We start from the raw sequence: 24,498 nt of genomic DNA, 5'->3' as shown, positions 1-24,498 counted from the left end.
GGCTTTCGTATTTTTGACGCATGATAAGCCTCCGGCAATTATTCCTTCTTAATAACGCACAAACGTCTGCCACTCCCCGCTTGCTTGAAGTTGATAAAGCAAAAGGGATTTACTTGTACGGCCCCGATGGCAAAGCCTATATGGACTTTGTTTCGGGTTTTGCTGTCAGTAATATAGGTCATTGTCACCCCGCCGTGGTGCAGGCTGTCAAAGATCAGGCAGAGCGTTATATGCATGTAGCAGTGTATGGGGAGTACGTCCAATCTCCACAAGTCTTATTCGCGGAAAAGCTGGTCTCAGTACTTCCTGATGGCCTTGATTCTGTCTATTTCGTTAACTCAGGAGCCGAAGCGACAGAAGGCGCCATCAAACTTGCAAAGCGCTTTACCGGCAGGAGCAAGATCTTGTCGTGCAATAATGCCTATCACGGGAGTACACATGGTGCCCTCAGCGTGATGGGAAATGAATATTATAAGCAGGCGTACCGACCGCTTCTTCCCGACGTACATTTTATCAACTTCAACGATCCTGCTGATCTTGAGCAAATTGATGCAGAGACGGCATGTGTTATCCTGGAGAGCATTCAGGGAGAAGCAGGAGTTCGGGTTCCTGACCCTTCATACATGCAGGCACTGAGGCAGAGGTGTAATGAGACTGGAACACTTATCATTCTCGATGAGATCCAGACAGGCTTTGGACGCACAGGCAAGTTATTCGCTTTTGAACTTTATGGGATGCAGCCCGACATCCTGCTCTTGGCCAAAGGCATAGGCGGCGGCATGCCGGTGGGAGCTTTTATTTCTTCACGCGAAATTATGGACTGCCTGAAGGACAATCCAATCCTGGGGCACATTACCACCTTTGGGGGCCATCCCGTTAGCTGTGCAGCCGGACTTGCCACGCTTGACACGATAATAAAAGAGCGGCTGGTTGAGGACGTTGATCGAAAAGAAGCCCTATTAAGACAAGGGCTTAAGCACCCTGCGATCCGGGAAGTCCGTGGAAAGGGACTCATGCTATGCATTCAGCTAGACTCCTTCCAGCAAGTGGAAGAGGTAAGCAGACGCTGCGTGGAACAGGGCGTAATTGTCGACTGGTTCCTCCATTGCGACACCGCTATCCGCATCGCGCCTCCCCTCATTGTAACGGAAGACGAAATCAAAAAAGCCTGCAGCATAATTTGCGGGGTGCTGTCGGCCGTTCCTTACAACAAGCCGTAGAGAACATCTGCTGCACCATTAGATAGGATGAAAGAGGAATGAGTAAAAGAGGTGCACTCCGCATCTCGCTGTACCGGCATGAAATAGCGGGGTAAATCCTCTAAAGATGACGAACTGATCTTACTCCTCTTAAAGAGCACTTTACGCTTTGACTAACAGTACGTTTCCCGAAAACGTCATATCCCTCTGCTCTTGTAGGGAAAGAAGTGGCTGCTCCACTTTTTCCAGAACAAATTGAACAAGATGCCGTTGTATTTTCAGGCTCTGCATCTATCAGAAAAAAGTTCATAACCCGGGTATCAAAGCGGGGATGAAATGGAGAGGCGGCTGGTTCTGCTTCAGAACAATATGACTCAACATCATACCACATATGGAAAACAAGAAAGGACGCATTGTTGAAAAAGAGTCTTCCCAGGCACCGGAAGGAAATGAAGTCGAGAACCTGGTTACCAATAATGCCAACGGAAACGGTATCAACCCTTCTCCGGTAGAAAGCGGAAATAACCCGGAGTGGAGTGCAGCAAAAGAGCAAACTGATGAATATATAAAAGACTCCGGAGCAGAGCATTAATGATTAGCAACCAAGGGAACTATGGAAACGAACAATCAGAACGAAGAAACGAAGAAAAAATCAGGCGATTCTCCGATGACAGGCGATCCGCGTTCAAGCGAAGGTAAAGTTTCCTATGGAGGCACCACTGATGAAACAGCAGAATCAGGGAAGAAACAAAACGAGCGGTCTCCTGCTGGTCAACAGGATGATACCCAGGACGCCGAAAATTCTGTAGAAGACTAAAAGCCTTCTACATTCCTTGAATCCAGCTGAACTGATAACTCAGCTCCGGATTCTTCATTCGCTCTGCAACCCTGAGGAGCCTGTCGGGCAACCTCATCAGGTAGTCTCTGGCCTTCTCCCCGGCATCGTTGAGGCTTTTCAGTCCCCCGACGTCCCAATCAGCCAGCAGCTGCTTCAAAATATCCACATAGTCGACGGCAGTATAAACACCAAGGCGCTGTGCTGCGTCGGCAAAATGTGTAAAGGTCTCGCCCACCTTCTTTCCGGCTTCCCGCAAAAGATGAGCGGGCATTACAATCTTCTTCTTCATCATGTCCTCAAAGGCAGTGAGAACTTCGTTCGGGTCTACTTTTATAATCTGCGCAATAAAGTCTTTATACGCTTTTGCGTGGCGAGCCTCATCACTGGCTATCACCCCGCACATCTTCGACAGCAGCGTGTCCCCATCCTTCTTGGCAAGAGAAGCGACCCTCCGGTGCGAGATATTCGTGGCCATTTCCTGGAAGCTTGTATAAATAAAATTGCGATAAGGATCACGATCGGTCCCGATGTCAAACCCATCAGCAAGCAGGTATTGTGTAGAGATTTCGAGTTGCCGCATGTTCACCCTTCCGGATAAATAAAGGTACTTATTGAGCAGATCACCATGACGGTTCTCCTCCGCGGTCCATTGACGAACCCACTTCATCCAGCCTCCTTCTTCCTCTTTTGAAACACCTTCTACCATCGTCAGCCAGGACTCATACGTAGGCAATGCCTCCTCCGTTATGGTATCGCCTATTAATACCGCTATCAAATCATAAGACAGTCCTTTGGCGCTTTCCTGCAATTCCCTGACTTCCTGAAAAAAGTCATCCTGACTTGCATCAGGAAGGAAATCCGAAGGTTGCCAATTTGTATCTATTGGCTTTAGATAAGTATCCATGTGCTCAAGCATATACTTTTCGATATGCTGCATTACTTCCCTGCGTGCTCCGAAGCTGTTAGTCATTCCAGATAATTTAGCCTGCTAAGATATGAATAATAGATGTTTGAACCTACATGATAAACAATTGAGAACGGTAAATGTTTAGTGATGTTTATTTTGGGGGATAACGAAAAAAGCCCGTCAGAATAAACTAACGGGCTTTGTAAAGGGTGGCACCGACCTACTCTCCCACGTGTTACCGCAGTACCATTGGCTCTGGCGGGCTTAACTTCTCTGTTCGGAATGGGAAGAGGTGGACACCGCCGATATAGGCACCTGAAGATCTTTATGAGTTGTAAGTGGTACGTTGTAAGTAGTAAGTATTCTTACTCCCTTTTCGCCGCTTATGACTCCAATTTCTTTTTTGACTATATCAATAGTAAGTCTTATTACTTATCACTTACTACTTATTACTCAAATTAACATAATCAGAAGAAGTACTTGAAGAGATTACCAACAGAATGTCTGCTTTGAAAGCTTCGGGTAATTAGTACTACTTGGCTTTGATGTCACCACCTTTACACCTGTAGCCTATCAACGTGATAGTCTCTCACGACCCTATATGGAAGTCTCATCTCGTGGCTAGTTTCGCACTTAGATGCTTTCAGCGCTTATCTATTCCAAACTTAGCTACTCTGCAGTACAGCTGGCGCCATAACAGATTCACCAGAGGTTTGTCCATCCCGGTCCTCTCGTACTAAGGACAGCCCCACTCAAACTTCCTACGCCCACAACAGATAGGGACCGAACTGTCTCGCGACGTTCTGAACCCAGCTCGCGTGCCACTTTAATCGGCGAACAGCCGAACCCTTGGGACCTTCTCCAGCCCCAGGATGTGACGAGCCGACATCGAGGTGCCAAACCTCCCCGTCGATATGAGCTCTTGGGGGAGATCAGCCTGTTATCCCCAGCGTACCTTTTATCCTTTGAGCGATGGCCCTTCCATGCAGAACCACCGGATCACTATATCCGTCTTTCGACCCTGATCGACTTGTCTGTCTCACAGTCAAGCAAGCTTATGCTATTGCACTCCCCGTACGGTTACCAAGCGTACTGAGCTTACCTTTGAAAGCCTCCGTTACCTTTTTGGAGGCGACCACCCCAGTCAAACTACCCACCAAACAATGTCCTCATACTCAGACGAGTTAGACACCGAGTACAGAAAGGGCGGTATTTCAAGGTTGGCTCCACAAGCGCTGGCGCGCCTGCTTCACTGCCTCCCGCCTATCCTACACATCCTGTACCCAATATCAATGTTAAGTTGTAGTGAAGGTGCATGGGGTCTTTCCGTCCCGTTGCGGGTAACCGGCGTCTTCACCGATACCACAATTTCACCGAGCTCATGGCTGAGACAGCGCCCAGATCGTTACACCATTCGTGCAGGTCGGAACTTACCCGACAAGGAATTTCGCTACCTTAGGACCGTTATAGTTACGGCCGCCGTTTACCGGGGCTTCGATTCAATGCTTCTCCTTGCGGATGACATCCCCTCTTAACCTTCCGGCACCGGGCAGGTGTCAGGCCTTATACCTCATCTTTCGATTTTGCAAAGCCATGTGTTTTTGTTAAACAGTCGCCTGGGCCTTTTCACTGCGGCTGCCATTGCTGACAGCGCCCCTTCTCCCGAAGTTACAGGGCCATTTTGCCGAGTTCCTTAGCCATGATTCACTCGAGCACCTTAGGATTCTCTCCTCGACTACCTGTGTCGGTTTACGGTACGGGTTTTTATAACCTGAAGCTTAGCGGATTTTCTTGGAAGTCTGCTTACCTGCTCTATCAGCGCCCCCGAAGGTTTGCTGTACTATTGGGCCTCAGCACCACAGGCGGATTTGCCTACCCGTGATATACCTACACCTTTTAACGAACTATTCCGTCAGTTCGCGGCAGTGTCACTACTCCGTCTCCACATCGCAGTTATAAAAAGTACTGGAATATTAACCAGTTGTCCATCGGATTAGCCACCCGGCGTCTCCTTAGGCCCCGACTAACCCTGATCCGATTAGCGTTGATCAGGAAACCTTAGTCTTTCGGTGGGCAGGTTTCTCTCCTGCCTTATCGTTACTTATGCCTACATTTGCTTTTCCAATCTCTCCACAATCCCTTACGAGACTGCTTCGCTGATATTGGAATGCTCCCCTACCATACATTGCTGTATCCATAGCTTCGGTATACCACTTGATGCCCGTTTATTATCCATGCCCGATCGCTCGACTAGTGAGCTGTTACGCACTCTTTAAATGAATGGCTGCTTCCAAGCCAACATCCTAGCTGTCTGTGCAATCGGACCTCGTTAGTTCAACTTAGCGGTAATTTAGGGACCTTAGCTGATGGTCTGGGTTCTTTCCCTCTCGGCGCGTGACCTTAGCACCCCGCGCCTCACTGCAGTGTATATTTAATAGCATTCGGAGTTTATCTGGATTTGGTAGGATTTGACTCCCCCGCACCCAATTAGTAGCTCTACCTCTATTAAACTTTACCACCACGCTGTTCCTAAAAACATTTCGGGGAGTACGAGCTATTTCCCAGTTTGATTGGCCTTTCACCCCTACCCTCAAGTCATCCGGAAGCTTTTCAACGCTTATCGGTTCGGTCCTCCAGTACCTGTTACGGCACCTTCAACCTGCTCAAGGGTAGATCACAAGGTTTCGCGTCTACCTCCTCTGACTATACGCCCTATTCAGACTCGCTTTCGCTTCGGCTGCGTGACTTAATCACTTAACCTTGCCAGAGAAGAGTAACTCGTAGGCTCATTATGCAAAAGGCACGCCGTCACACATTACTGTGCTCCGACCGCTTGTAAGCACACGGTTTCAGGTTCTATTTCACTCCCCTGTTCGGGGTTCTTTTCACCTTTCCCTCACGGTACTGGTTCACTATCGGTCTCTCAGGAGTATTTAGCCTTACCGGATGGTGCCGGCAGATTCCCACAAGGCGTCTCCAACCTCGCGGTACTCAGGATACCACTAGAATAGTATTGTTTACAAATACGCAGCTATCATGCTCTCTGGCCGGGCTTCCCATCCCGTTCTTCTTAGCTTTACTATTCATGTTGTGGTCCTACAACCCCAGGTATGCCGTAACATAACTGGTTTGGGCTCTTTCCCTTTCGCTCGCCACTACTCAGGAAATCATTATTATTTTCTCTTCCTATGCTTACTTAGATGTTTCAGTTCAGCACGTTCGCGCTATTGCAATCAGTCTTCAACTGATTAGGTTTCCCCATTCGGAAATCTGCGGATCAATTCATATTTGCTAATCCCCGCAGCTTATCGCAGCTTATCACGTCCTTCTTCGCCTCTGAGAGCCAAGGCATCCCCCGTGTGCCCTTTCTTACTTTCTTCTTATCATATGCTTTTGCTCATATGATAATGCCTTTTATTGAGTTGTAAGTTCTAAGTTCTAAGTTTTCTGCCTTGCGGCTTATTACTTATCACTTTTTACTTATCACTTTTCTACAACTCTTCTGTTGTTGTTTCTTCAATTACTTCTTCCAATATGTCAAAGAACGTTTGAGAGTTGTAAGTTCTAAGTTGTAGGTTGTAAGTCGTTTGACTTATCTCTTACCACTTATTACTTACCACTTTCACTGTGGAGAATAACGGATTCGAACCGTTGACCCCCTGCGTGCAAGGCAGGTGCTCTAGCCAGCTGAGCTAATTCCCCGTTTGAGTTTTCGAGTTCTAAGTCTTAAGTTGTACGTTGTAAGATTCTCTTACTACTTATTACTTACCACTTATTACTCCCTCGCCTGTAGTCCCGAGCAGATTTGAACTGCTGACCCCTACATTATCAGTGTAGTGCTCTAACCAAGCTGAGCTACGGGACTGTTTCTTCCAATCACGCCAGCCCTTCTGGCTATTGCCACCGATTCTGGCTTTCCTCTTTCGGGTTTTTTTAAGCTTTTAGTTATTAGCAGCTGGGTGTTGGCTTTCGCCTTCCCTCTTGCTTTTTGCTAAGTGCTTTTTCTCTTTTGTTTTTTTGAAATGTCTTTTCTTCTCTCTAATAGCTAACAGCTAACTGCTAATAACTATTAAAAGAATATCCGTAGCATAACAGGCTCAATTCACCACTCTAGAAAGGAGGTATTCCAGCCACACCTTCCGGTACGGCTACCTTGTTACGACTTAGCCCCAGTTACCGGTTTTACCCTAGGACGCTCCTTGCGGTTACATACTTCAGGTACCCCCAGCTTCCATGGCTTGACGGGCGGTGTGTACAAGGCCCGGGAACGTATTCACCGCGTCATTGCTGATACGCGATTACTAGCGAATCCAACTTCATGAGGTCGAGTTGCAGACCTCAATCCGAACTGTGAATGACTTTTTGAGATTGGCATCATATTACTATGTAGCTGCCCTCTGTATCACCCATTGTAGCACGTGTGTAGCCCCGGACGTAAGGGCCATGATGACTTGACGTCGTCCCCGCCTTCCTCTCTGTTTGCACAGGCAGTCTGAATAGAGTCCCCAACTTTACTTGCTGGCAACTATTCACAGGGGTTGCGCTCGTTGCGGGACTTAACCCAACACCTCACGGCACGAGCTGACGACAGCCATGCAGCACCTAGTTTCCTGTCCCGAAGGACTGACTCATCTCTGAGTCATTCAGTAACTTTCAAGCCCGGGTAAGGTTCCTCGCGTATCATCGAATTAAACCACATGCTCCTCCGCTTGTGCGGGCCCCCGTCAATTCCTTTGAGTTTCACCCTTGCGGGCGTACTCCCCAGGTGGAACACTTAACGCTTTCGCTTAGACGCTGACCGTGTATCGCCAACATCGAGTGTTCATCGTTTAGGGCGTGGACTACCAGGGTATCTAATCCTGTTTGATCCCCACGCTTTCGTGCCTCAGCGTCAATTAAACTTTAGTAAGCTGCCTTCGCAATTGGTGTTCTGTGACATATCTATGCATTTCACCGCTACTTGTCACATTCCGCCTACCTCAGGTTTATTCAAGTCCATCAGTATCAAAGGCACTGCGATAGTTGAGCTACCGTCTTTCACCCCTGACTTAACAGACCGCCTACGCACCCTTTAAACCCAATAAATCCGGATAACGCTTGGATCCTCCGTATTACCGCGGCTGCTGGCACGGAGTTAGCCGATCCTTATTCTTACCGTACATTCAGCCTCTTTCACGAAAGAGGGTTTATTCCGGTACAAAAGCAGTTTACAACCCATAGGGCCGTCTTCCTGCACGCGGCATGGCTGGTTCAGGCTTGCGCCCATTGACCAATATTCCTTACTGCTGCCTCCCGTAGGAGTCTGGTCCGTGTCTCAGTACCAGTGTGGGGGGTCATCCTCTCAGATCCCCTAGACATCGTCGCCTTGGTAAGCCATTACCTTACCAACTAGCTAATGTCACGCATGCTCATCTTACTCCTATAAATATTTGATCATAATATGATGCCATATCATGATGTTATGCGGTGTTAATCCGGATTTCTCCGGGCTATCCCCCTGAGTAAGGTAGATTGCATACGCGTTACGCACCCGTGCGCCACTGTCATCAGAACCGAAGTCCTGAATCTCGTTCGACTTGCATGTATTAGGCCTGCCGCTAGCGTTCATCCTGAGCCAGGATCAAACTCTCCATTGTAATGAAGTTTGTCTCTGACTCTATTTTCTCAAATAGAATCGTTTTTATTAATGCTATTCGATGAATTGACTTAGGATAACTTGTTTTTGTTTATAACAGATATTCCTACCTGTTATGCTACATGACATTTCTTTTTAAGAACTTTTGCGCCTCCCTCTCTCAGTTCGGCTTTTATCTAAATCCTTCCGGCTTTCCAGCCTTCCGTATTTTGAATCTTTTCAGTTTCGCTCCCGGCGTCGCGCCGTTTGCTTCGTTTTGGGATTGCAAAGGTGAGAATCTTTTTCGAATTCTGCAAGAAGTTTTTTTTAATTTTCTTTTCGCTTTCTCTTCTCGTTTTCAATCTCTTAAGCCTTGCGCTTATTCCCTGTTTCCCTCTCGGAAAACCCCTCGTTTGGGGAGGGCAAAGATGAACATCTTTTTTGATTTCTGCAAGAAGTATTTTTTATTTTCTTCTGCTTCTTTCTTTCCCGATTTTCATCCTCCTAAGCCTTGCGCTTATCCTCCTTTTTCTTCGAACCGAAGTCCGTCGTTTTGGGACTGCAAAGGTGAGAATCTTTTTTCGTTTCTGCAAGAAGTATTTTAAAATTATTTCTCGCTTCCCTTTTCTCTCTTTTTATGCGTGTAAACGCCTAAAATCACCTCTTCTCTACTTTCACCTTCAGATGGTCTTGCACCCTCTTTCCCGTTTGGGGACTGCAAAGATGCACACTTTTTCAATATCAGGCAAGAAAAATCTTTCTTTTCTGCATCTACCGCCTGCCCTGATCAGAATACTCTATACTTCAACGCATTTTTACCCGGATAATAAAGCAGGACCAATGCCGGTCGGCTCTGAATGCTGGCACAATTACGTCGCCCGAATCATTACGCCTTGACAGTCCTGCCTTTTTCGCCCAGGAAGACGAATCAAACCCGTACGCGTTTCCTGAAGAAGTTGTATTCAAGCCATACGTCCACAGAAACGATCTGTTTGCTTACCAACCAAATTTAGCCGCTGGAAGCCTTGCCACGACCGCCTGTGTAAGTGACTGTCCATAATGCCTTAATACTGCCCTGTCCCTGGCTGCCATCATGGCAGACACAGGCGAGACTCCTGCGCCCGCTCCAAGGGACAGAACCGACTCAGAACCGAGTCAGGACCGAGTCACCACCGAGTCAGCACCGACTCGTACCGGTGCTGACCCGGTGTCATATCGCTTCTGAGCCTCTTCTATTCAGCTAATGGGGCAAACCGTATACAAGCCTGTCTCCAGTGTGTCCCTAACGCATCTGCAACATACGCAGTTGTGACCAACCAGAGCAGAGCCGAACGCTGCCGCGCAGGAACTTTCGCCAAGGTCGCTGGAGAATTCAGCCGGTCGTGCGAGATCAGAAGCCAGCTTTCGAATATCCGCTTGTCGTGCGTTTGTAGATGACCCTCCCGATAATCGGGGGAGCTTTGCACAGCCGGTAAACTTCTTATTGCCCTCACGGCACATGTCTGCATTTGTAAGACGTCTCATCCCTTTTAAATTTAAAAATCAAAACCTGCTTAATTTCTCTACACCCGCACCTCAGCAAGTATCGGCTCTATCTAATGTTTCGAAAGTAGGGCCCCATGCTCCTGTGTACGAATTGCGTTACCAAATGGCTCTGAATTGCACAGTTGGCGTCAAATTTATGCTCCTCCCTCCTTTCCCTTCTGCTTCCGGGAAACTCCAGGTTATTACCTGCCAGGCACCTTGCTCGCCCGTTTTCCGTCTGTTTTCTTACTTCCAGTAAGCCCCGAGACGAAGCGGCGCACGAAAAACGACGGCCAGGAGACGAAAAAACGTAAAAGCAGAAGCGAACCAGGAACGAAGCAGAAGCGAAGCAGGAACGAAGAACTGACGGTAAACCGACGGCAAAGCGACGATAAACGGACGGCAAACCGACGGTCAACCGACGGCAAAGGGGCGATAAATGGACGGTCAACCGACGACAGACAGGCGGCAAACTAACAGCAGCCCGGTGGTAACGGGACGGCGAACCGGCGGCGAAGGGGCGATAAATGGACGGTCACGACAACCGGGCGGCAAACTAACAGCAGGCTGGCGGTAAACGGACTGCAAACCGACGGCAAGTGCATACTCCCGGATAGTAAAAGGACGCACTCCGAGCGATAAATGGACGTTCAACCGACGGCAGACAGGCGGCAAACTAACAGCAGGCTGGCGGTAAACGGACGGCAAACCGACGGCAAGCAGGCAGTAGACGGATGGGAATTGAGGGCAACCCAACACCAGGAGACGACAAACGGACGGGAAGCCGGGCGCGACAGCTCGAAGAACCAATGAAGCAATCGCAATGTAACAAGCTTCGCTGATCTCCTGAGGCTTGGAGGACTATTCAAACAAGTGTGTCAAATGGGAGTGTAAAATAAACTGTGTCATTGGCACCCAGGGCAGCTTGATTGTGGAGAGACTGTAAAATAGAAGGATCTCTTCATGTTTTCATGAAACCGCTCCCAAACTTTGGGAATGGTTTCATGAAAAATTAATATCCCAAACATTGAAAGGCGGTAATAACGTCAATATCTTCGGTCATTAAATCTTTAACCAATAGCTAAAACCTGATATATGACCCCTATTTACTCCTAGACAAGTACCCCGCCAATAAATCTTTCAGGTTGAGCTGACCTGACCTTCAGTGAACAGATCACTGCTAACCCTTTAATAACCATATGTAAATTATAAGTCGATGGTGCGTTTTATCAAACCTTTTGTAATCCTTTACTGCATTCTGTTCGTATCTGCAGTCTATAGTCGAAGTGTTCCCCCGCTGGCGTCAATCAAGGTTTGGCCGGCAGCTCAGGACTCTTCAATAGAAGACTCTTTAAAAGAACTAAAACAATTTATTTTCTTCCAGACACCCCGCAGGTTGTCTACGGCATCAAGTGCTGTTGTTACTGGTGCTGAAATTGCCAGAACTCCGGTATTTTCATATCCCCTGGCTTTGGCCGGCCGTCTTACCGGTCTGAATGTAATACAGGGGAATGGACAGCCTTTGAATGAAGGGTGGTCTTTAACTCTGAGGAATCAGGATCCTCTCATTCTGATTGATGGCATTCCGCGGTCAGTGACAGAGATTGGAATGGAGGAAATCGAATCGGTTACCGTGCTCAAGGATGCGGTTGCCACCGCTATGCTTGGCGTCAGAGGATCCGGCGGGGCTCTATCAGTGATAACGAAAAAGGGCCTGACCGGCAAACAACAGATTAATGTTAACGTACAGACCGGCCTTCAGAAACCACTGGAAAACCTGATCTCACGCCCTCTTGATTCGTATCAGTATGCCTTGCTTTACAACGAAGCTCTTAAGAACGATGGGCTTGCTGTAGACAACTACGGGTTTAGTCAGGCGGCTCTCGATGGATACCAGACAGGTTCCGATCCTTATTCGTATCCTAATGTGGACTGGAAGAGTCTGGTATTAAAAAACTCCTCCGTGTTTGCGCGCTATAATGTAAATACTAACGGAGGGAACAAGTTTGTCCGCTATTTCGTGAATTTGGAACACGTCAGGCAGGATGGCTTACTGAAAACGAGCGATAATAACAACTACAGCACCAATGCAAACGCACGTGGCTATTTTGCAAGATCGAATATTGATCTGAATCTGACGGATAATCTAAGTGCCGGTATTTATATCCAGGGAAGGATCCTGAATACAAACGAACCTGGAAAAAGTGGAACTGCAAACCTGTTTTCTTCACTCACGACTACACCGAGGAGCGCATACCCGGTATATAACGAAAATGGCACGTACGGGGGGATCGCAAGGTTTCAGAACAACATTTTGGCTCAGAACATCAGCTCGGGCTATTCTCAGGGTAATACGCGTACAGTTTTATCCGACTTTTATCTGAAGCGTACACTGGATGAAATATTACCAGGCATGTGGGTGAAAGCAAGGGCATCGTTCTTTAGTAGCCTCCGGGAAAATCTCAACAGAGATAAGAGCTTCGCTGTATTTGAAAGAACCGGAACAACTTCCACAGGCGCCACGAAATACCTGCAATACTCATCGAATGGTGCTCAGGCAAACAGTAATGGTATCAGCTTTCAGAACCGATCAGATTTCGAGGAGCTCTCTTTGGGATACTCACATGAATTTAGCCAGCAGGGCCTAGATGCGGTTTTACTGGCAAGCAGGGACAACTTAATTAATGGTTCCAATCTTCCATACACTATTCAGGGACTGGCCGGTCATGCCTCCTACAACCTGAAAAGGAAATACCTTCTTGAGGTTTCCTTTGCTTATAACGGGGCCAATCGCTATCCCGATGATGGCGGCTTTAAATATGGCTTTTTTCCTGCAGCCGGGCTCGGCTGGAATATCAGCGAGGAGGCTTTTATGAAGCGGCTTGGCTGGGTGAATCACTTAAAGCTTTATGGTTCATACGGTAAGACCGGACATGACAATGGAGCTTATTACACCTATCAGCAGATTTTCAGCACTTCGCCGGGAGGCATCTTCGGATCAAGTGCGGGCACGGTCACAACTGCTGAAGAAGCATACCTTGCCAATCCGGATATTACCTGGGAGAAAGCGAAGAAGTTAAATGTGGGTTTGCAAGGCTCTCTGTTTAACAGCAGAATGAGCTTTAATGCCGAATATTACTCAAACGATTACAGCGACCTCAGCATTGTCAGAGGGACTAATAACGGGCTCCTTGGTATCGATTATCCAAATGAAAATATTGGAAAAGAACGCTATAATGGATGGGAAGGCGAACTGACATGGCAAGAGAAAAAGCAGCGTTTCGGCTATTTTATTTCGTTGAACGCCAGCTTCCAGGACTCGAAGCTACTTTACAATGCGGAGGCTTTTCAGAAGTACGACTGGATGAAGCGCACCGGGCGGAGGGTCGGCCAGCAGTTTGGATATGTTGCGGAGGGATTGTTTCAATCGGAAGCGGAGATTGCAGGACACGCAACGATTGAAGGATACAGGCCGCAGCCAGGGGATATCAAATATAAGGACCTGAATGACGACGGGATCATAAATCAGTATGATCAAACCGCCATCGGGGCACAGAAGCCTACTGTCCTGATCGGATCGACTATTGGATTTACATTAGGCAACTTTGACTTTTCCGCGCTTTTGCAGGGAAAGCTGAACCGCTACATTAATTTATCGGGAAACAGTTATTGGGAGTTCCAGAATAATGGCAGCGGGCAGGCTTTTGATAATCACCTTAACAGATGGACGCCATCGGCTGCTGCAACTGCAAGCTATCCGCGGCTCACTACCGGTACGGGGCCGCGGGACGGCTCTGTTAACAATTGGCTCACATCGAGTTTCTGGGCGAGGTCCGGAAATTATCTTCGCCTGAAGACAGTAGAACTTGGGTATAAGCTGCCGGTCCATGTAAAAGGAAGTGTCAGATCGGTCAGGATCTACGCCAGCGGATTGAATCTCTATACGATCAGTTCGAAGGTTTTTGGTGATGCAGATCCGGAAGGCTACACCGGCGCCTATCCTATACAGAAGATATTTAACCTTGGTGTAAACGTTCAATTGTAACCTTATCGAAGAAGATATGAAAAGGTCTTTTATTTTATCTATTGTTTGCTTTATTACCTTAATAAGCTCTTCCTGCAGCAAGAAGTTTGAGCAGTACCCCGAGGACAGGAATTTTGAGTCGGACATATTCGATCCGGGGGACAAGAAGGGTACTGCGGCGAAGCAGTTCCTGTTTGATATTTATGCCTCACTTCCGGGAGGCTTCAACCGGATAGACGGCGATTATCTTGACGCTGCAACAGATGATGCGGTCCCTTCGTCATTCGCCTCTAACATTGTTTTGTTTACGAACGGACAGCTGACCGCGGTAAACTATCCTGATAATAACTGGAAGAACTGCTATTCGATTATCAGGAAGAGCAATTATTTTCTTAAACATATCGGCGTCGTTCCGATAACGGACCAAATAAAGAAAAATCAAATCGCTGAGGCACAGTTTCTTCGCGCATTCGCATATTTCGAGTTATTAAAACGGTATGGGGGAGTGCCACTTGTCGGAGATACAGTGTTTTCGCTATCCGATAACCTTAACCTCCCGAGGAACACCTATGCGGAATGCGTTGATTATATTGCTTCCCAATGTGATGCCGCAGCGGCAGGTCTGCCAAAGGGTGCAGATATTGCCTCAAGCGACTTTGGACGTGTGCCGTTAGAAGCAGCGCTCGCCCTGAAATGCCGGTTGCTGCTATACGCAGCCAGTCCGCTTTTCAACGGAGGTGGCGTAGAAACAAACAGAGAGCTGAAGAGTCTGACCGGCTATCCTGATGCGGATGCGTCAAGGTGGCAACGAGTGATCGATGCTGCCGAGGCACTTACCCGCCTGTCGTATTATAAACTTCCTTCAGGTGCAGGGAACACCGCTTATTCGGCTGTTTTTACAACGAAAATAAACACCGATATTATTTTATCCAAACAGGTCGCGGCTTCAACGAGTATTGAAGCGAGCAACGCACCTGTCGGCTTTGTAGCCCCTGCTGCCAGTAACGGCAGAACGAGTCCTACACAAAACTTTGTAAACGCCTTCCCAAACCTCGATGGCACTCCTTTCACCGGATCCTCTGCTAATATGGGACAATATGAAGGAAGGGACCCGCGTATGAAGTCGATCCTGTTCTATAACGGGGTTAAGTGGCTGGGCCGGAATATTGAGACTTTTGAAGGAGGACTCGACAAGCCGAATCTTCCGTTTAAGACTCAAACCCGAACCTCTTACTACCTGCGTAAGTTTATGGGCGATTTCACAAATTCCACTTCCTACTCCAATCAGAGTCACAATTTCCCATACTTCCGGTTCGCTGAGGTACTTCTGAACTATGCTGAAGCCTTAAATGAGGTGGGCCGGACTGAAGATGCAGTAGCGCCTCTCAAACTAATCCGCTCACGTGCCGGAATTACTGCCGGAGCGAATGGCCGATATGGCATACCTGCCGGCATCTCACAGTCGGCCCTCAGGGAGCTGATCAGGAACGAAAGGCGGATTGAACTATCTTTTGAGGAACATCGGTTCTGGGACGTAAGAAGATGGAAGATTGCAGGTACTGTTTTAAATACCACCCTGAAGGGTTTAAAAATTCTCAATTCTGCAGGTTCACTCAGTGCCGGAGAACAGGATGTAAGCACCATCACCTTTCAGAATAAATATTACCATATGCCTGTTCCTTACAGTGAAATGATCAGGAATCCAAGGCTTATTCAGAATGAGGGCTACAACTAAGCGAGGTCTCTTCAGGAAATCTTAAAGACGAAAAAAATGAAAAGAGGAACATATATACTTATTGTGTTTTTTCTGGCTTGTCTGAGTGTTCTGGGCCAGGCAAAACGGATAACGGGTTTGGTAAAAGATAAATCGGGGCCGCTTCCCGGAGTGTCTGTTTCTGAAAAAGGAAACCCATCTAACGGAGTAAGCACCGATGCAAACGGAAAGTTTACGCTTACCCTGAAAAAGAGCCATATCATCGTACTCAGTTCTATCGGGTACGTGAGGCAGGAGGTTTCGGTAGAGGGCCTGGCGTCGGTAGTGGTAGAGATGAAAGATGACTCAAAAAGCCTTGACGAGGTAGTAGTAGTGGGCTACGGACAAAAAAAGAAGGTAACCCTCACGGGTGCGGTAAGCGCTGTCAGCGGCAAGGATATCAGGCAGAGCCCTTCGCCTAGCCTTCAGAACACGCTTGCCGGACGGCTGACGGGCTTTACGAGCCAGCAGAGGGGCGGCCAGCCGGGAAAAGATGCGGCCTCCTTCAATATAAGGGGTGTCAGCTCTTATGTCGGCAACAATAATCCGTTGATCCTCGTGGATGACATCGAATTTACCTATAATGAATTTGCGTCCCTGAGTGCGAGCGAAGTGGAAAGTATCACAGTTTTAAAAGATGCATCTACTACCGCTATCTACGGGATCAAAGGCGCGAATGGGGTGGTTTTGGTGACGACAACCAGAGGGAAGGCCGGTAAGCCACGGATTACTTTGCAGTCGGAATATGGCCTCAGCCAGCCGACCAGACTGCCCGACTACCTGGATTCTTATGGCGCAGCATCGCTGCTCCGGGAAGCGCAGATAAATACGAATAACCTGAATCCAAACAAGGACTTCAAACCTACGTTTTCAGAAGAGGATCTTGAGCTTTTCAGAAACGGGACTGACCCCTACGGACATCCGAATAATAACTGGAGAGACTTGCTCTTCAATAAATTTGCACCCCAGGCACGTACTAATTTTGATTTAAATGGCGGCACTGACAAGGTTAAGTACTTCGTGTCTGTTGGCTACCTCTACCAGGGCGGGCAGCTCAAAGACTACAGTGTTGACCTGAACAGTAAATATTACTACAAGCGGTATAACTACCGGTCGAATATAGACCTTGCTGTTAATAAGAGCCTCGACCTCAGGTTCGACTTGTTTGGTAATCTCGGCGAGACGAACCAGAATAATGCGAGTGTGGACAATGCAGGCGTCATGTTTGCCGATCTTGGGAGAGCCTATGATACCGCTCCTTACAATTATCCCATTTATAACCCCGATGGAAGCCTTGGTTACAGTGTCTGGCAGCGCACCGCTACAGGCCGGAATAAAAACAATCTGATTGGCCGGCTGATGTATAACGGGTATACACGCAATTTCGCCAATAACATCAATTTGGTAACCTCAGCCAATCAGAAGCTTGACTTTCTTGTAAAAGGGCTCTCTGTAAAGGCAGTTCTTTCTTATCGTAATCTTTACGGTTACGAGCGAAGTATGCAGCGCCCTATTGACGGATCGGGCTTCGTGTCCTATGTTTATGATCCCGGGACCGACACCTATTCTTTCGGAATGAAGGATGATTCGTATCGCATATCGACGCCTTATATGCAATATTCGGCTGGAAGTACGAACAGGTCTGTTACCGTGCAGGGCATGCTGAATTATAACCGGTATTTTGGCGCACACCACCTTTCGGGTCTGTTGCTTTACAATTTGAACAGCAAGACTGCCCAGAGTTCGAATTCTGAATATAACTTTATTCCTGAAAACTTCCGGGGCTACACCGGGCGGTTCGGCTATGATTACAATCAACGCTATCTTTTTGAAGTCGCCGGAGCCTATAACGGAACCGACCGTTTTGCAAAAGGACACCGCATGGGATTCTTTCCGTCTGCGTCGGCCGGATGGAACATTTCGGAGGAAGGTTTTTTTAAAGATCATGTCAGGTTTATTGACCGTCTTAAATTCCGGGCTTCCTACGGGCTGGTTGGTGTGGATAATACGGGAGGAGTGTATGCATATAAGCAATCGTACACATCCGGAAGCGGAACAGGACTGTTCGGCCTGGCCACAAACAACAGTTATTCTACAGTAACGGAAGGGCCTCTTGCAAATGAGGTCGTAACGTGGGAAAAGGAAAAGAAGCTTAACATCGGGGTTGATTTCGCTGCCTTCGGCAAAGGCTTACCGGAACACTGGATTGGTTTAATAATAACCGTTACGATATTATCAGCACGCCGGGAACGATTTCCTCCGTATTAGGGCAGGACCTTCCGAAATTTAACCTGGGAAAGACCAACAATAAGGGCTACGAAATTGAACTCGCTTACAATGATAAAATTGGCGCCAGCTGGCAGTATTCAGTAAAAGGAACCTGGTCTGTCGCCAAGAACAAGATCCTGTTCAGGGATGAAGCGCCAACAATATATCCGTGGCAGGCTGTTACGGGTCAGTCAATCGGGGCAGCAATGAAATATTCCTGGACAGGAGAGTTCTATACAGAAGCTGAGATTGCCGATCCCTCGGTGCCCAAGCCCTCTGTAGGAGGCAGGCCGGGCGAAATGAAGTATAAAGACCTGAACGGCGACGGCGTTATAGATCTCTACGACCGGTCGTACTTCGGTTATACGAATCTCCCCAACACGGTGTATGGGCTTACCTTTGGTGTTGGATACAAGAACTTGAACTTAACCTTACTCTTCCAGGGCGCCGCTAATGTGGTGGCGAGCGCCCAGGGTGCAGTGATCCATCACGTTACAACGAATATGATGCCGATCCATCAGGAGCACTGGACGCCGGAAAGGGGCAACAGCGCTAAATATCCGCAATTGTATACTTCAGCCCTCAGCACCAGTCCACGCGACTATTATTCTGACTTCTGGGCGATTCCCTCTGATTATATTCGTTTGAAGACGGCCGAGCTGAGCTACAGTTTTGGCGCGAAGTTCCTCAACAAAACACATCTGAAAGGCCTGAGGATTTATACGAACGGGTATAATTTATTTACATGGACCAAGCTCGACAAGCTATATGACCTTGACCCGGAACTAAATGAGGGGTCAGATTCACTTCCGTATCCTCCGTCGAGGATTATGAACTTTGGTATTAACGTGACTTTTTAGGAGATCAGCATGAAAAAGAGCGCATTTATATTCATCATATCGTTTGTTTTGTACTCTTGTACAAAATCAAATTTCCTGGATGACAAGACAGTTGGATTAACAGAAGAGACTGTTTTTTCTGACAGTATTCAATCAATCAATTTCCTGAACCGTATCTATCTTGATGCCGGCTTCAGTTTCGGGCCTTCACGCTATTTGGGATCAGGAGGCTCGGGAAATTCTGAGTTGAGCACAGATAACGCAGAAGGTTCAAATAACACGACCGTTCCGTCAGACGCCTATGTGCAGGGGGCCTTGACTCCCGGCACCGTCAATAACGGATTCGCTGCGGACAAGGATTACTGGGTTGGCCCCTATAAGAATATAAGGAGGGCAAATCTTCTCCTGTCGAAGCTGCCGGTAACCCCATTTGCTGAATCCACCAAAAAGCGGATCAGCGGGGAACTGAGGTTTCTGCGCGCCTGGTATTATCATTACCTGCTTATTGCCTTCGGAGGGGTGCCTGTTCTGCAGGATACAGTATACGGCACCAACGATGTTATTCGTGTCCCCAGATGCAATTTTGCCGATTTTGTAAACTACCTTAGCTCTGAACTGGACCGCGCAGCCAGCGATCTCAGGGATGTAACATATAAAGATGCCGACTATGGAAGGATCACCTATGGTGCTTGTCTCGCTTTGAAGTCGCGCATATTGCTTTATGCAGCAAGCCCTCTTTTCAACGGCGGCGCGATTACTAATGATCCGCAGCTCGCTGCTTTAGTGAGTTATCCTGTGGCAGACAAGAACCGGTGGCAGCTTGCCGCTGATGCTGCTGAGGCTGTGATTAATAGCGGACTGTATTCTCTCCATGTTAATAATACAACCCGCCCGGGATATGGCTTTTACCAGGTCTTTTTGAGAAGGGTTAACAGCGAATATATTTTTTCTTATAACCGTTCTGCTCAGAAGGAATTTGAAACCTTCTTTTTACCACCTTCCCGGTCGGGAAATTGTACGATGCGGCCGACTCTCAGCCTGGCAGAAGCCTTTCCGATGAAAGATGGTAAAAGTATTAAGGAGAGTCCGCTTTTTAATCCCAACAGCCCTTACTCCAACCGGGACCCACGGTTTGACAATTCAATCATCTATAACGGGATGAACTATGTGACGAACACGGGAACCAGGGCACCGATTTTTACCTACATGAGTACGGCCGCCTTTCCGAATACATCTGCCGATGCTTATACATCTGCTAACAGATATACCGGTTTCTTTTCGAGAAAGATGCTTGATGAAAGCCTTACCGGCTCTTCTTCGGGTACAACAGAGCGGGCCTGGCCTCTGATCCGGTACGCGGAGATCCTGCTCAATTATGCGGAGGCGATTAACGAGGCGGGGTATCCCGAAAAAGCTTACCCTAAATTAATCGAGTTGAGAAACAGGGCGGGAATTCAGCCAGGTTCGGACCGTATGTATGGATTAAAGAAAGACATGACTGTGGAGGAAATGAGGGCAGTGATTCAAAATGAAAGAAGGATTGAGATGGCGTTTGAAGATCAAAGATGGAACGACATCCGCCGCTGGAAGATCGCCTCAAAGGTATTATCGGGATTCAATACGGTGCAGATCATCACAAAGACAGGCACCGATTCTTATGATTATGCAAGCGGGTATTCTCAAAGGGTGCTGAAGTTCCGCGATGCCATGTATTTGCTGCCGATACCATTTTCGGAAGTTCAGAAAATGCCGGTAGTAAAGCAAAATCCGGGATATTAGGCGATGCAAGAAGACGAAACACAAGCTGGTTCTTTGTGCATACGTCCGGGATGAGGTTTTCCTATCAATATAAAGCGATCAGATGACAGGACTGATAGAATGGCGGAGGCCGGCGACCGGGAATAATGGTCGCCGGCCTCCGCCATTCTCCCCTTGTTAACTTTTGTTAAATTTCTCTTCCGCTTTCGATAATATACTACCTTCGTTGCCGGTTAATAAGGAATTGACTATTACTTTGATTTAATGTATCTTTGCAGGATGTTTAAAAACAAGCGTTTACTAACGTGGTGCCTTTTAATTCTCGTTACAATTTTTGCCGGCTGTAAGAGCAGATTTGAGAAGCTGTTACAAAGCAACGATACGGGTAAGAAATATCAGGAGGCAATACGTTTCTATAATAAAAAAGATTATTCAAAGGCTCTTGCCTTGTTTGATCAGCTTAACCAGCGCTACAGAGGGCGTAGCGAAGCTGAAGAACTGGCCTGGTATTATGCCTATACTAATTACCGGTTAAGAGATTATACTACTGCACGGTACTTGTTCAAAGTATTTGCAGATACTTATCCTAACAGTGCCCGGGCAGAAGAATGCCGCTTCATGTCTGCTTACTGCTATTACCTGGAATCGCCCAGCTTCTCGCTCGATCAGCAGAACACCATACAGGCGATCGAATCACTCCAACTATTCATCAATCTCTATCCCAAGAGTGATCGTGTGGCGGAAGCCAGCACGTTGATTGCCGATTTGCGCGATAAGCTTGAAAGAAAGGCATTTGCCAACGCAAAGCTCTATCTGGACATCGGAGGGTATGACGTGCAAAACTACCGCTCAGCAGTAATCGCATTTAAAAATGTATTAAGGGACTACCCCGATACGAAGTACGCCGAAGAAATGGAGTACCTTACCGTACAGGCTCAGTACCTGTTCGCAGAAAACAGTCTTGAAATCCGGCAGGAAGAGCGGTACGGGGAAGTGATCAGCCTGGCCGATGACTTCATCGAAGATTATCCAAACAGCAAGCATCTGAAAGATGTTCAGAACTACAAGAAGAAGTCGGCTGAATCAATAGTGAAAGTGCAGAAGTTACTAGCCTCACAGCAGCCGGCCGCAGCTCAAAAAGAGAAAGAAAAAGAAACAGAATCACAACAGGAAAATAAGACAAGCAAAGATGAGTAATACTAAAAATAGCACCGTTCCTACCACGACCGTTACGCGTGATTTACGCCAGTTAGACAAGTCTACTGACAATCTGTATGAATCACTTGTGATCATAGCAAAGCGTGCTAACCAGATATCCAACAACATTAAAGAAGAGTTACACGGAAAACTTTCTGAGTTTGCTTCTTCAAATGACAATCTGGAAGAAGTATTTGAAAACCGCGAACAGATTGAAATTTCAAAGCACTACGAGCGGTTGCCAAAACCTACTCTGATCGCGATGGACGAATTTTTAAACGAGAAAGTTTACTTCCGTAATCCATCAAAAGAACAGGCTTAATTGTTCTATATTTGAACCTTCAATGCTCGAACGCCGTATAAGGAAACTTAGAAGGCTGAAGGCATAAAGCTAAATGCTTTTAGACTTTATGTGAATATGATTGAAGGAAAAAAGATATTACTGGGCGTTTGTGGCAGCATAGCCAGCTATAAATCTGCTACTTTAACTCGTTTGCTGGTGAAAGCTGGCGCAAACGTCAAAGTAATAATGACCAGGGAGTCTACCAATTTTATTACCCCGCTTACTCTCTCTACCCTCTCCAAAAACCCTGTTTATTCATCGTACTACAAAGAAGATACCGGTGAATGGAACAGCCACGTGGAACTTGGACTCTGGGCCGATTATTTCATAATCGCCCCGGCCAGCGCAAACACTCTTGCTAAACTGGCAGGGGGCCTATGTGATAATCTTCTTACGGCTACTTACCTTTCTGCCAAATGTCCGGTTTTCTTTGCTCCGGCTATGGATCTCGACATGTGGAAACATCCGGCAACTCAGGCCAACATTGCCAGGCTGGAGCAGTACGGCAACAGCCAGATCAAACCCGCATACGGTGAACTAGCAAGCGGACTTGTAGGGGAAGGGAGAATGGCTGAGCCTGAAGAGATTGTGGCATTTCTTCAATCTTATGCAGGAAATGAGCTTCCTCTCAAGGGAAAAAAGGCTCTGGTAACGGCTGGTCCGACTTATGAAGCGATCGACCCGGTTCGGTTCATCGGAAATCATTCCTCCGGGAAGATGGGCTTTGCCATAGCAGATGAACTGAGATCAAATGGAGCAGAAGTAACCTTAGTGAGTGGTCCTTCTGTCCTTACACCCCGGCACGCCGATATCCGCCTCATTCGGGTAACGTCATCGGATGAAATGGCTGAAGAAGTAGAAAAGAATTTTGACTCCTCAGACATCGCGATCATGAATGCTGCTGTTGCCGATTATAAGCCCAGGCACTTTTCCCCCGAAAAGATAAAGAAAGAGGGCAATGAACTCAATATCGAGCTGGTCAAAACAGTTGATATTCTGGCAAAAGCAGGACAGATGAAACGCGAGGGGCAACTGCTGGTGGGTTTTGCCCTTGAGACGAATAACGAAGAAGACAATGCCATCGTCAAATTGAAGAAAAAGAACCTCGACTTCATTGTGCTGAATTCGCTGAATGACAAGGGGGCAGGATTTAAGGGCGATACGAACAAAATAACGATCATAGACAAGCATCTCAAGTTCACCCACTATTCGCTGAAAAGCAAAGAAGACGTGGCAAAAGATATATGCCAAAAGATTATAGAAGAGATATGAGAAACAGATTTTTTGGATTCGTGATGTTACTTGTGCTAACGCTCTCAGCAAGAGCGCAGGACCTCAACGCCAGGGTGCAGATCCTTTCGCCTCAGGTACAAAGCACCAATAAGCGCGTCCTGGGGGTTTTAGAAAATGCAATAAGAGATTTTCTGAACGGGCGGAAATGGTCTGCTGACGTTGTGCAAAATCAGGAGCGAATTGACTGCAGCTTCGTGATAAACGTGGTCGAATGGGACGGCTCGTCGAACTTCAAGGCAGAAGCGCAAATCCAGTCGAGCAGGCCGGTTTATGGCACGACCTATAACTCAACGGTCTTAAACATTAGTGATAAAGATTTCAATTTTACTTACACCGAGGGGCAGCCGCTAGACTATTCCGACCAAAATTACATCAGTAATCTCACCTCCCTCCTTGCTTATTATGCATATGTGATAACGGGGTTGGACTATGACACCTTCTCTAAATTTTCAGGCAGTCCCTATTATTCAAAAGCGCAAACGGTAGTTAATAACGCACAGAATACAGCCTTCGCAGGATGGAGAGCAATTGAGTCTCTGCGTAACAGATACTGGCTGGTTGAAAACCTCACAAACAAGGCATATACACCAATAAGGGAAGCCCTCTATACTTACCACCGGAGCGCTCTCGACATCATGGCGGAGAACAAGACCAAAGCAAGGAGCCAAATTCTCAGCCTCCTGCCTCAATTTCAAAAGATCGACAGGCAACAGCAGGGACAGATGCTTAATCAGGTGTTCTTCACTGCAAAGGCTGACGAGATCGTTAACCTTCTCTCGCAGGCTGCACCTAATGAAAGAATGTCTGCCTACAATGTGCTGATCGCCGTTGATCCGGCCAATAGTGCCAAATACGATCTGCTAAAAAAGAACTAAGCGTGACTGTATAAGTTAACCGGATGCCAGGGAACATCAGCCACTTCGATCCGCTTAGCGTCGCAG

At 47.4% G+C, this 24,498-nt stretch carries 14 protein-coding genes, 2 tRNA genes and 3 rRNA genes; 13 read left to right on the top strand and 6 right to left on the bottom strand.

Annotation, left to right across the window (positions count from 1 at the left end):
* The first annotated feature begins 20 nt into the window (after positions 1 to 20).
* The 3 genes from ACES2C_RS10460 (at position 21) to ACES2C_RS10450 (ending at position 2,016) form a co-directional block, all read left to right on the top strand.
* A complete protein-coding gene (locus tag ACES2C_RS10460) occupies positions 21 to 1,220 on the top strand; it encodes an aspartate aminotransferase family protein (protein ID WP_374166876.1) in 1,200 nt (399 codons plus the stop codon).
* Positions 1,221 to 1,590: 370 nt separating this feature from the next.
* Positions 1,591 to 1,791: a hypothetical protein gene (locus ACES2C_RS10455; protein WP_374166875.1), complete on the top strand. Its 201-nt coding sequence runs from the start codon at positions 1,591 to 1,593 to the stop codon at positions 1,789 to 1,791.
* Between the two features lie 21 nt (positions 1,792 to 1,812).
* Positions 1,813 to 2,016: a hypothetical protein gene (locus ACES2C_RS10450; protein ID WP_374166874.1), complete on the top strand. Its 204-nt coding sequence runs from the start codon at positions 1,813 to 1,815 to the stop codon at positions 2,014 to 2,016.
* Between the two features lie 7 nt (positions 2,017 to 2,023).
* Here the strand turns inward: ACES2C_RS10450 and ACES2C_RS10445 are convergent, their stop codons facing one another.
* From ACES2C_RS10445 to ACES2C_RS10420, 6 genes are all read right to left on the bottom strand, one after another.
* A complete protein-coding gene (locus ACES2C_RS10445) occupies positions 2,024 to 3,007 on the bottom strand; it encodes an acyl-ACP desaturase (protein WP_374166873.1) in 984 nt (327 codons plus the stop codon).
* A 144-nt stretch (positions 3,008 to 3,151) separates the two neighbouring features.
* Positions 3,152 to 3,263 (bottom strand): 5S ribosomal RNA (gene rrf / locus ACES2C_RS10440).
* Positions 3,264 to 3,451: 188 nt separating this feature from the next.
* Positions 3,452 to 6,323: ribosomal RNA gene (locus tag ACES2C_RS10435) — 23S ribosomal RNA — on the bottom strand.
* A gap of 249 nt (positions 6,324 to 6,572) precedes the next feature.
* Positions 6,573 to 6,646, bottom strand: a tRNA-Ala gene (locus tag ACES2C_RS10430).
* 88 nt (positions 6,647 to 6,734) lie between these two features.
* Positions 6,735 to 6,809 (bottom strand) — tRNA-Ile (locus ACES2C_RS10425).
* Positions 6,810 to 7,058: 249 nt separating this feature from the next.
* A 16S ribosomal RNA gene (locus ACES2C_RS10420) occupies positions 7,059 to 8,580 on the bottom strand.
* Together the 16S, 23S and 5S rRNA genes with 2 tRNA genes alongside form the textbook arrangement of a ribosomal RNA operon.
* A gap of 2,144 nt (positions 8,581 to 10,724) precedes the next feature.
* Between ACES2C_RS10420 and ACES2C_RS10415 the strand changes: the two genes are divergently transcribed.
* From ACES2C_RS10415 to ACES2C_RS10370, 10 genes are all read left to right on the top strand, one after another.
* Positions 10,725 to 10,895, top strand: a complete 171-nt coding sequence (locus ACES2C_RS10415; RefSeq protein ID WP_374166872.1) for a hypothetical protein — start codon at positions 10,725 to 10,727, stop codon at positions 10,893 to 10,895.
* A 403-nt stretch (positions 10,896 to 11,298) separates the two neighbouring features.
* Complete coding sequence (locus ACES2C_RS10410) at positions 11,299 to 14,127, top strand: SusC/RagA family TonB-linked outer membrane protein (protein ID WP_374166871.1); 2,829 nt, start codon at positions 11,299 to 11,301, stop codon at positions 14,125 to 14,127.
* Between the two features lie 16 nt (positions 14,128 to 14,143).
* Positions 14,144 to 15,841, top strand: a complete 1,698-nt coding sequence (locus ACES2C_RS10405; RefSeq protein ID WP_374166870.1) for a RagB/SusD family nutrient uptake outer membrane protein — start codon at positions 14,144 to 14,146, stop codon at positions 15,839 to 15,841.
* Between the two features lie 36 nt (positions 15,842 to 15,877).
* Positions 15,878 to 18,127 (top strand): SusC/RagA family TonB-linked outer membrane protein, encoded by a 2,250-nt coding sequence (locus ACES2C_RS10400; RefSeq protein ID WP_374166869.1) that lies wholly within the window; start codon positions 15,878 to 15,880, stop codon positions 18,125 to 18,127.
* A 206-nt stretch (positions 18,128 to 18,333) separates the two neighbouring features.
* The gene (locus ACES2C_RS10395) at positions 18,334 to 18,987 is read left to right on the top strand and encodes a hypothetical protein (RefSeq protein WP_374166868.1); all 654 of its coding nucleotides are present in this window, start codon (positions 18,334 to 18,336) and stop codon (positions 18,985 to 18,987) included.
* 9 nt (positions 18,988 to 18,996) lie between these two features.
* Positions 18,997 to 20,745 (top strand): RagB/SusD family nutrient uptake outer membrane protein, encoded by a 1,749-nt coding sequence (locus ACES2C_RS10390; protein ID WP_374166867.1) that lies wholly within the window; start codon positions 18,997 to 18,999, stop codon positions 20,743 to 20,745.
* A gap of 258 nt (positions 20,746 to 21,003) precedes the next feature.
* Complete coding sequence (locus tag ACES2C_RS10385) at positions 21,004 to 21,921, top strand: outer membrane protein assembly factor BamD (RefSeq protein WP_374166866.1); 918 nt, start codon at positions 21,004 to 21,006, stop codon at positions 21,919 to 21,921.
* Positions 21,914 to 22,243 carry a DNA-directed RNA polymerase subunit omega gene (locus ACES2C_RS10380; protein ID WP_374166865.1) on the top strand — a complete coding sequence of 110 codons (330 nt, stop codon included), beginning with the start codon at positions 21,914 to 21,916 and terminating at the stop codon, positions 22,241 to 22,243. Before ACES2C_RS10385 ends, ACES2C_RS10380 begins: the two co-directional genes overlap by 8 nt.
* Positions 22,244 to 22,339: 96 nt before the next feature.
* On the top strand, positions 22,340 to 23,536 hold the full coding sequence (gene coaBC, locus ACES2C_RS10375; protein WP_374166864.1) for a bifunctional phosphopantothenoylcysteine decarboxylase/phosphopantothenate--cysteine ligase CoaBC: 1,197 nt from the start codon (positions 22,340 to 22,342) through the stop codon (positions 23,534 to 23,536).
* Positions 23,533 to 24,432, top strand: a complete 900-nt coding sequence (locus ACES2C_RS10370; protein WP_374166863.1) for a DUF4835 family protein — start codon at positions 23,533 to 23,535, stop codon at positions 24,430 to 24,432. The genes coaBC and ACES2C_RS10370 overlap by 4 nt, the downstream gene beginning before the upstream one ends.
* Positions 24,433 to 24,498: the final 66 nt, after the last annotated feature.

The organism is Arcticibacter sp. MXS-1, assembly GCF_041902385.1.
GTDB lineage: Bacteria > Bacteroidota > Bacteroidia > Sphingobacteriales > Sphingobacteriaceae > Arcticibacter.
This window is presented reverse-complemented; position numbering and strand designations above follow the sequence as displayed.

What these genes read in the sequence shown, in the direction of transcription:
- ACES2C_RS10460 (WP_374166876.1), top strand. Translation starts at nt 21, where the DNA reads ATGATAAGCCTCCGGCAATTATTCCTTCTTAATAACGCACAAACGTCT.
- ACES2C_RS10455 (WP_374166875.1), top strand. Translation starts at nt 1,591, where the DNA reads ATGGAAAACAAGAAAGGACGCATTGTTGAAAAAGAGTCTTCCCAGGCA.
- ACES2C_RS10450 (WP_374166874.1), top strand. Translation starts at nt 1,813, where the DNA reads ATGGAAACGAACAATCAGAACGAAGAAACGAAGAAAAAATCAGGCGAT.
- ACES2C_RS10445 (WP_374166873.1), bottom strand. Translation starts at nt 3,007, where the DNA reads ATGACTAACAGCTTCGGAGCACGCAGGGAAGTAATGCAGCATATCGAA.
- ACES2C_RS10415 (WP_374166872.1), top strand. Translation starts at nt 10,725, where the DNA reads ATGGACGTTCAACCGACGGCAGACAGGCGGCAAACTAACAGCAGGCTG.
- ACES2C_RS10410 (WP_374166871.1), top strand. Translation starts at nt 11,299, where the DNA reads ATGGTGCGTTTTATCAAACCTTTTGTAATCCTTTACTGCATTCTGTTC.
- ACES2C_RS10405 (WP_374166870.1), top strand. Translation starts at nt 14,144, where the DNA reads ATGAAAAGGTCTTTTATTTTATCTATTGTTTGCTTTATTACCTTAATA.
- ACES2C_RS10400 (WP_374166869.1), top strand. Translation starts at nt 15,878, where the DNA reads ATGAAAAGAGGAACATATATACTTATTGTGTTTTTTCTGGCTTGTCTG.
- ACES2C_RS10395 (WP_374166868.1), top strand. Translation starts at nt 18,334, where the DNA reads ATGAAATATTCCTGGACAGGAGAGTTCTATACAGAAGCTGAGATTGCC.
- ACES2C_RS10390 (WP_374166867.1), top strand. Translation starts at nt 18,997, where the DNA reads ATGAAAAAGAGCGCATTTATATTCATCATATCGTTTGTTTTGTACTCT.
- ACES2C_RS10385 (WP_374166866.1), top strand. Translation starts at nt 21,004, where the DNA reads ATGTTTAAAAACAAGCGTTTACTAACGTGGTGCCTTTTAATTCTCGTT.
- ACES2C_RS10380 (WP_374166865.1), top strand. Translation starts at nt 21,914, where the DNA reads ATGAGTAATACTAAAAATAGCACCGTTCCTACCACGACCGTTACGCGT.
- coaBC (WP_374166864.1), top strand. Translation starts at nt 22,340, where the DNA reads ATGATTGAAGGAAAAAAGATATTACTGGGCGTTTGTGGCAGCATAGCC.
- ACES2C_RS10370 (WP_374166863.1), top strand. Translation starts at nt 23,533, where the DNA reads ATGAGAAACAGATTTTTTGGATTCGTGATGTTACTTGTGCTAACGCTC.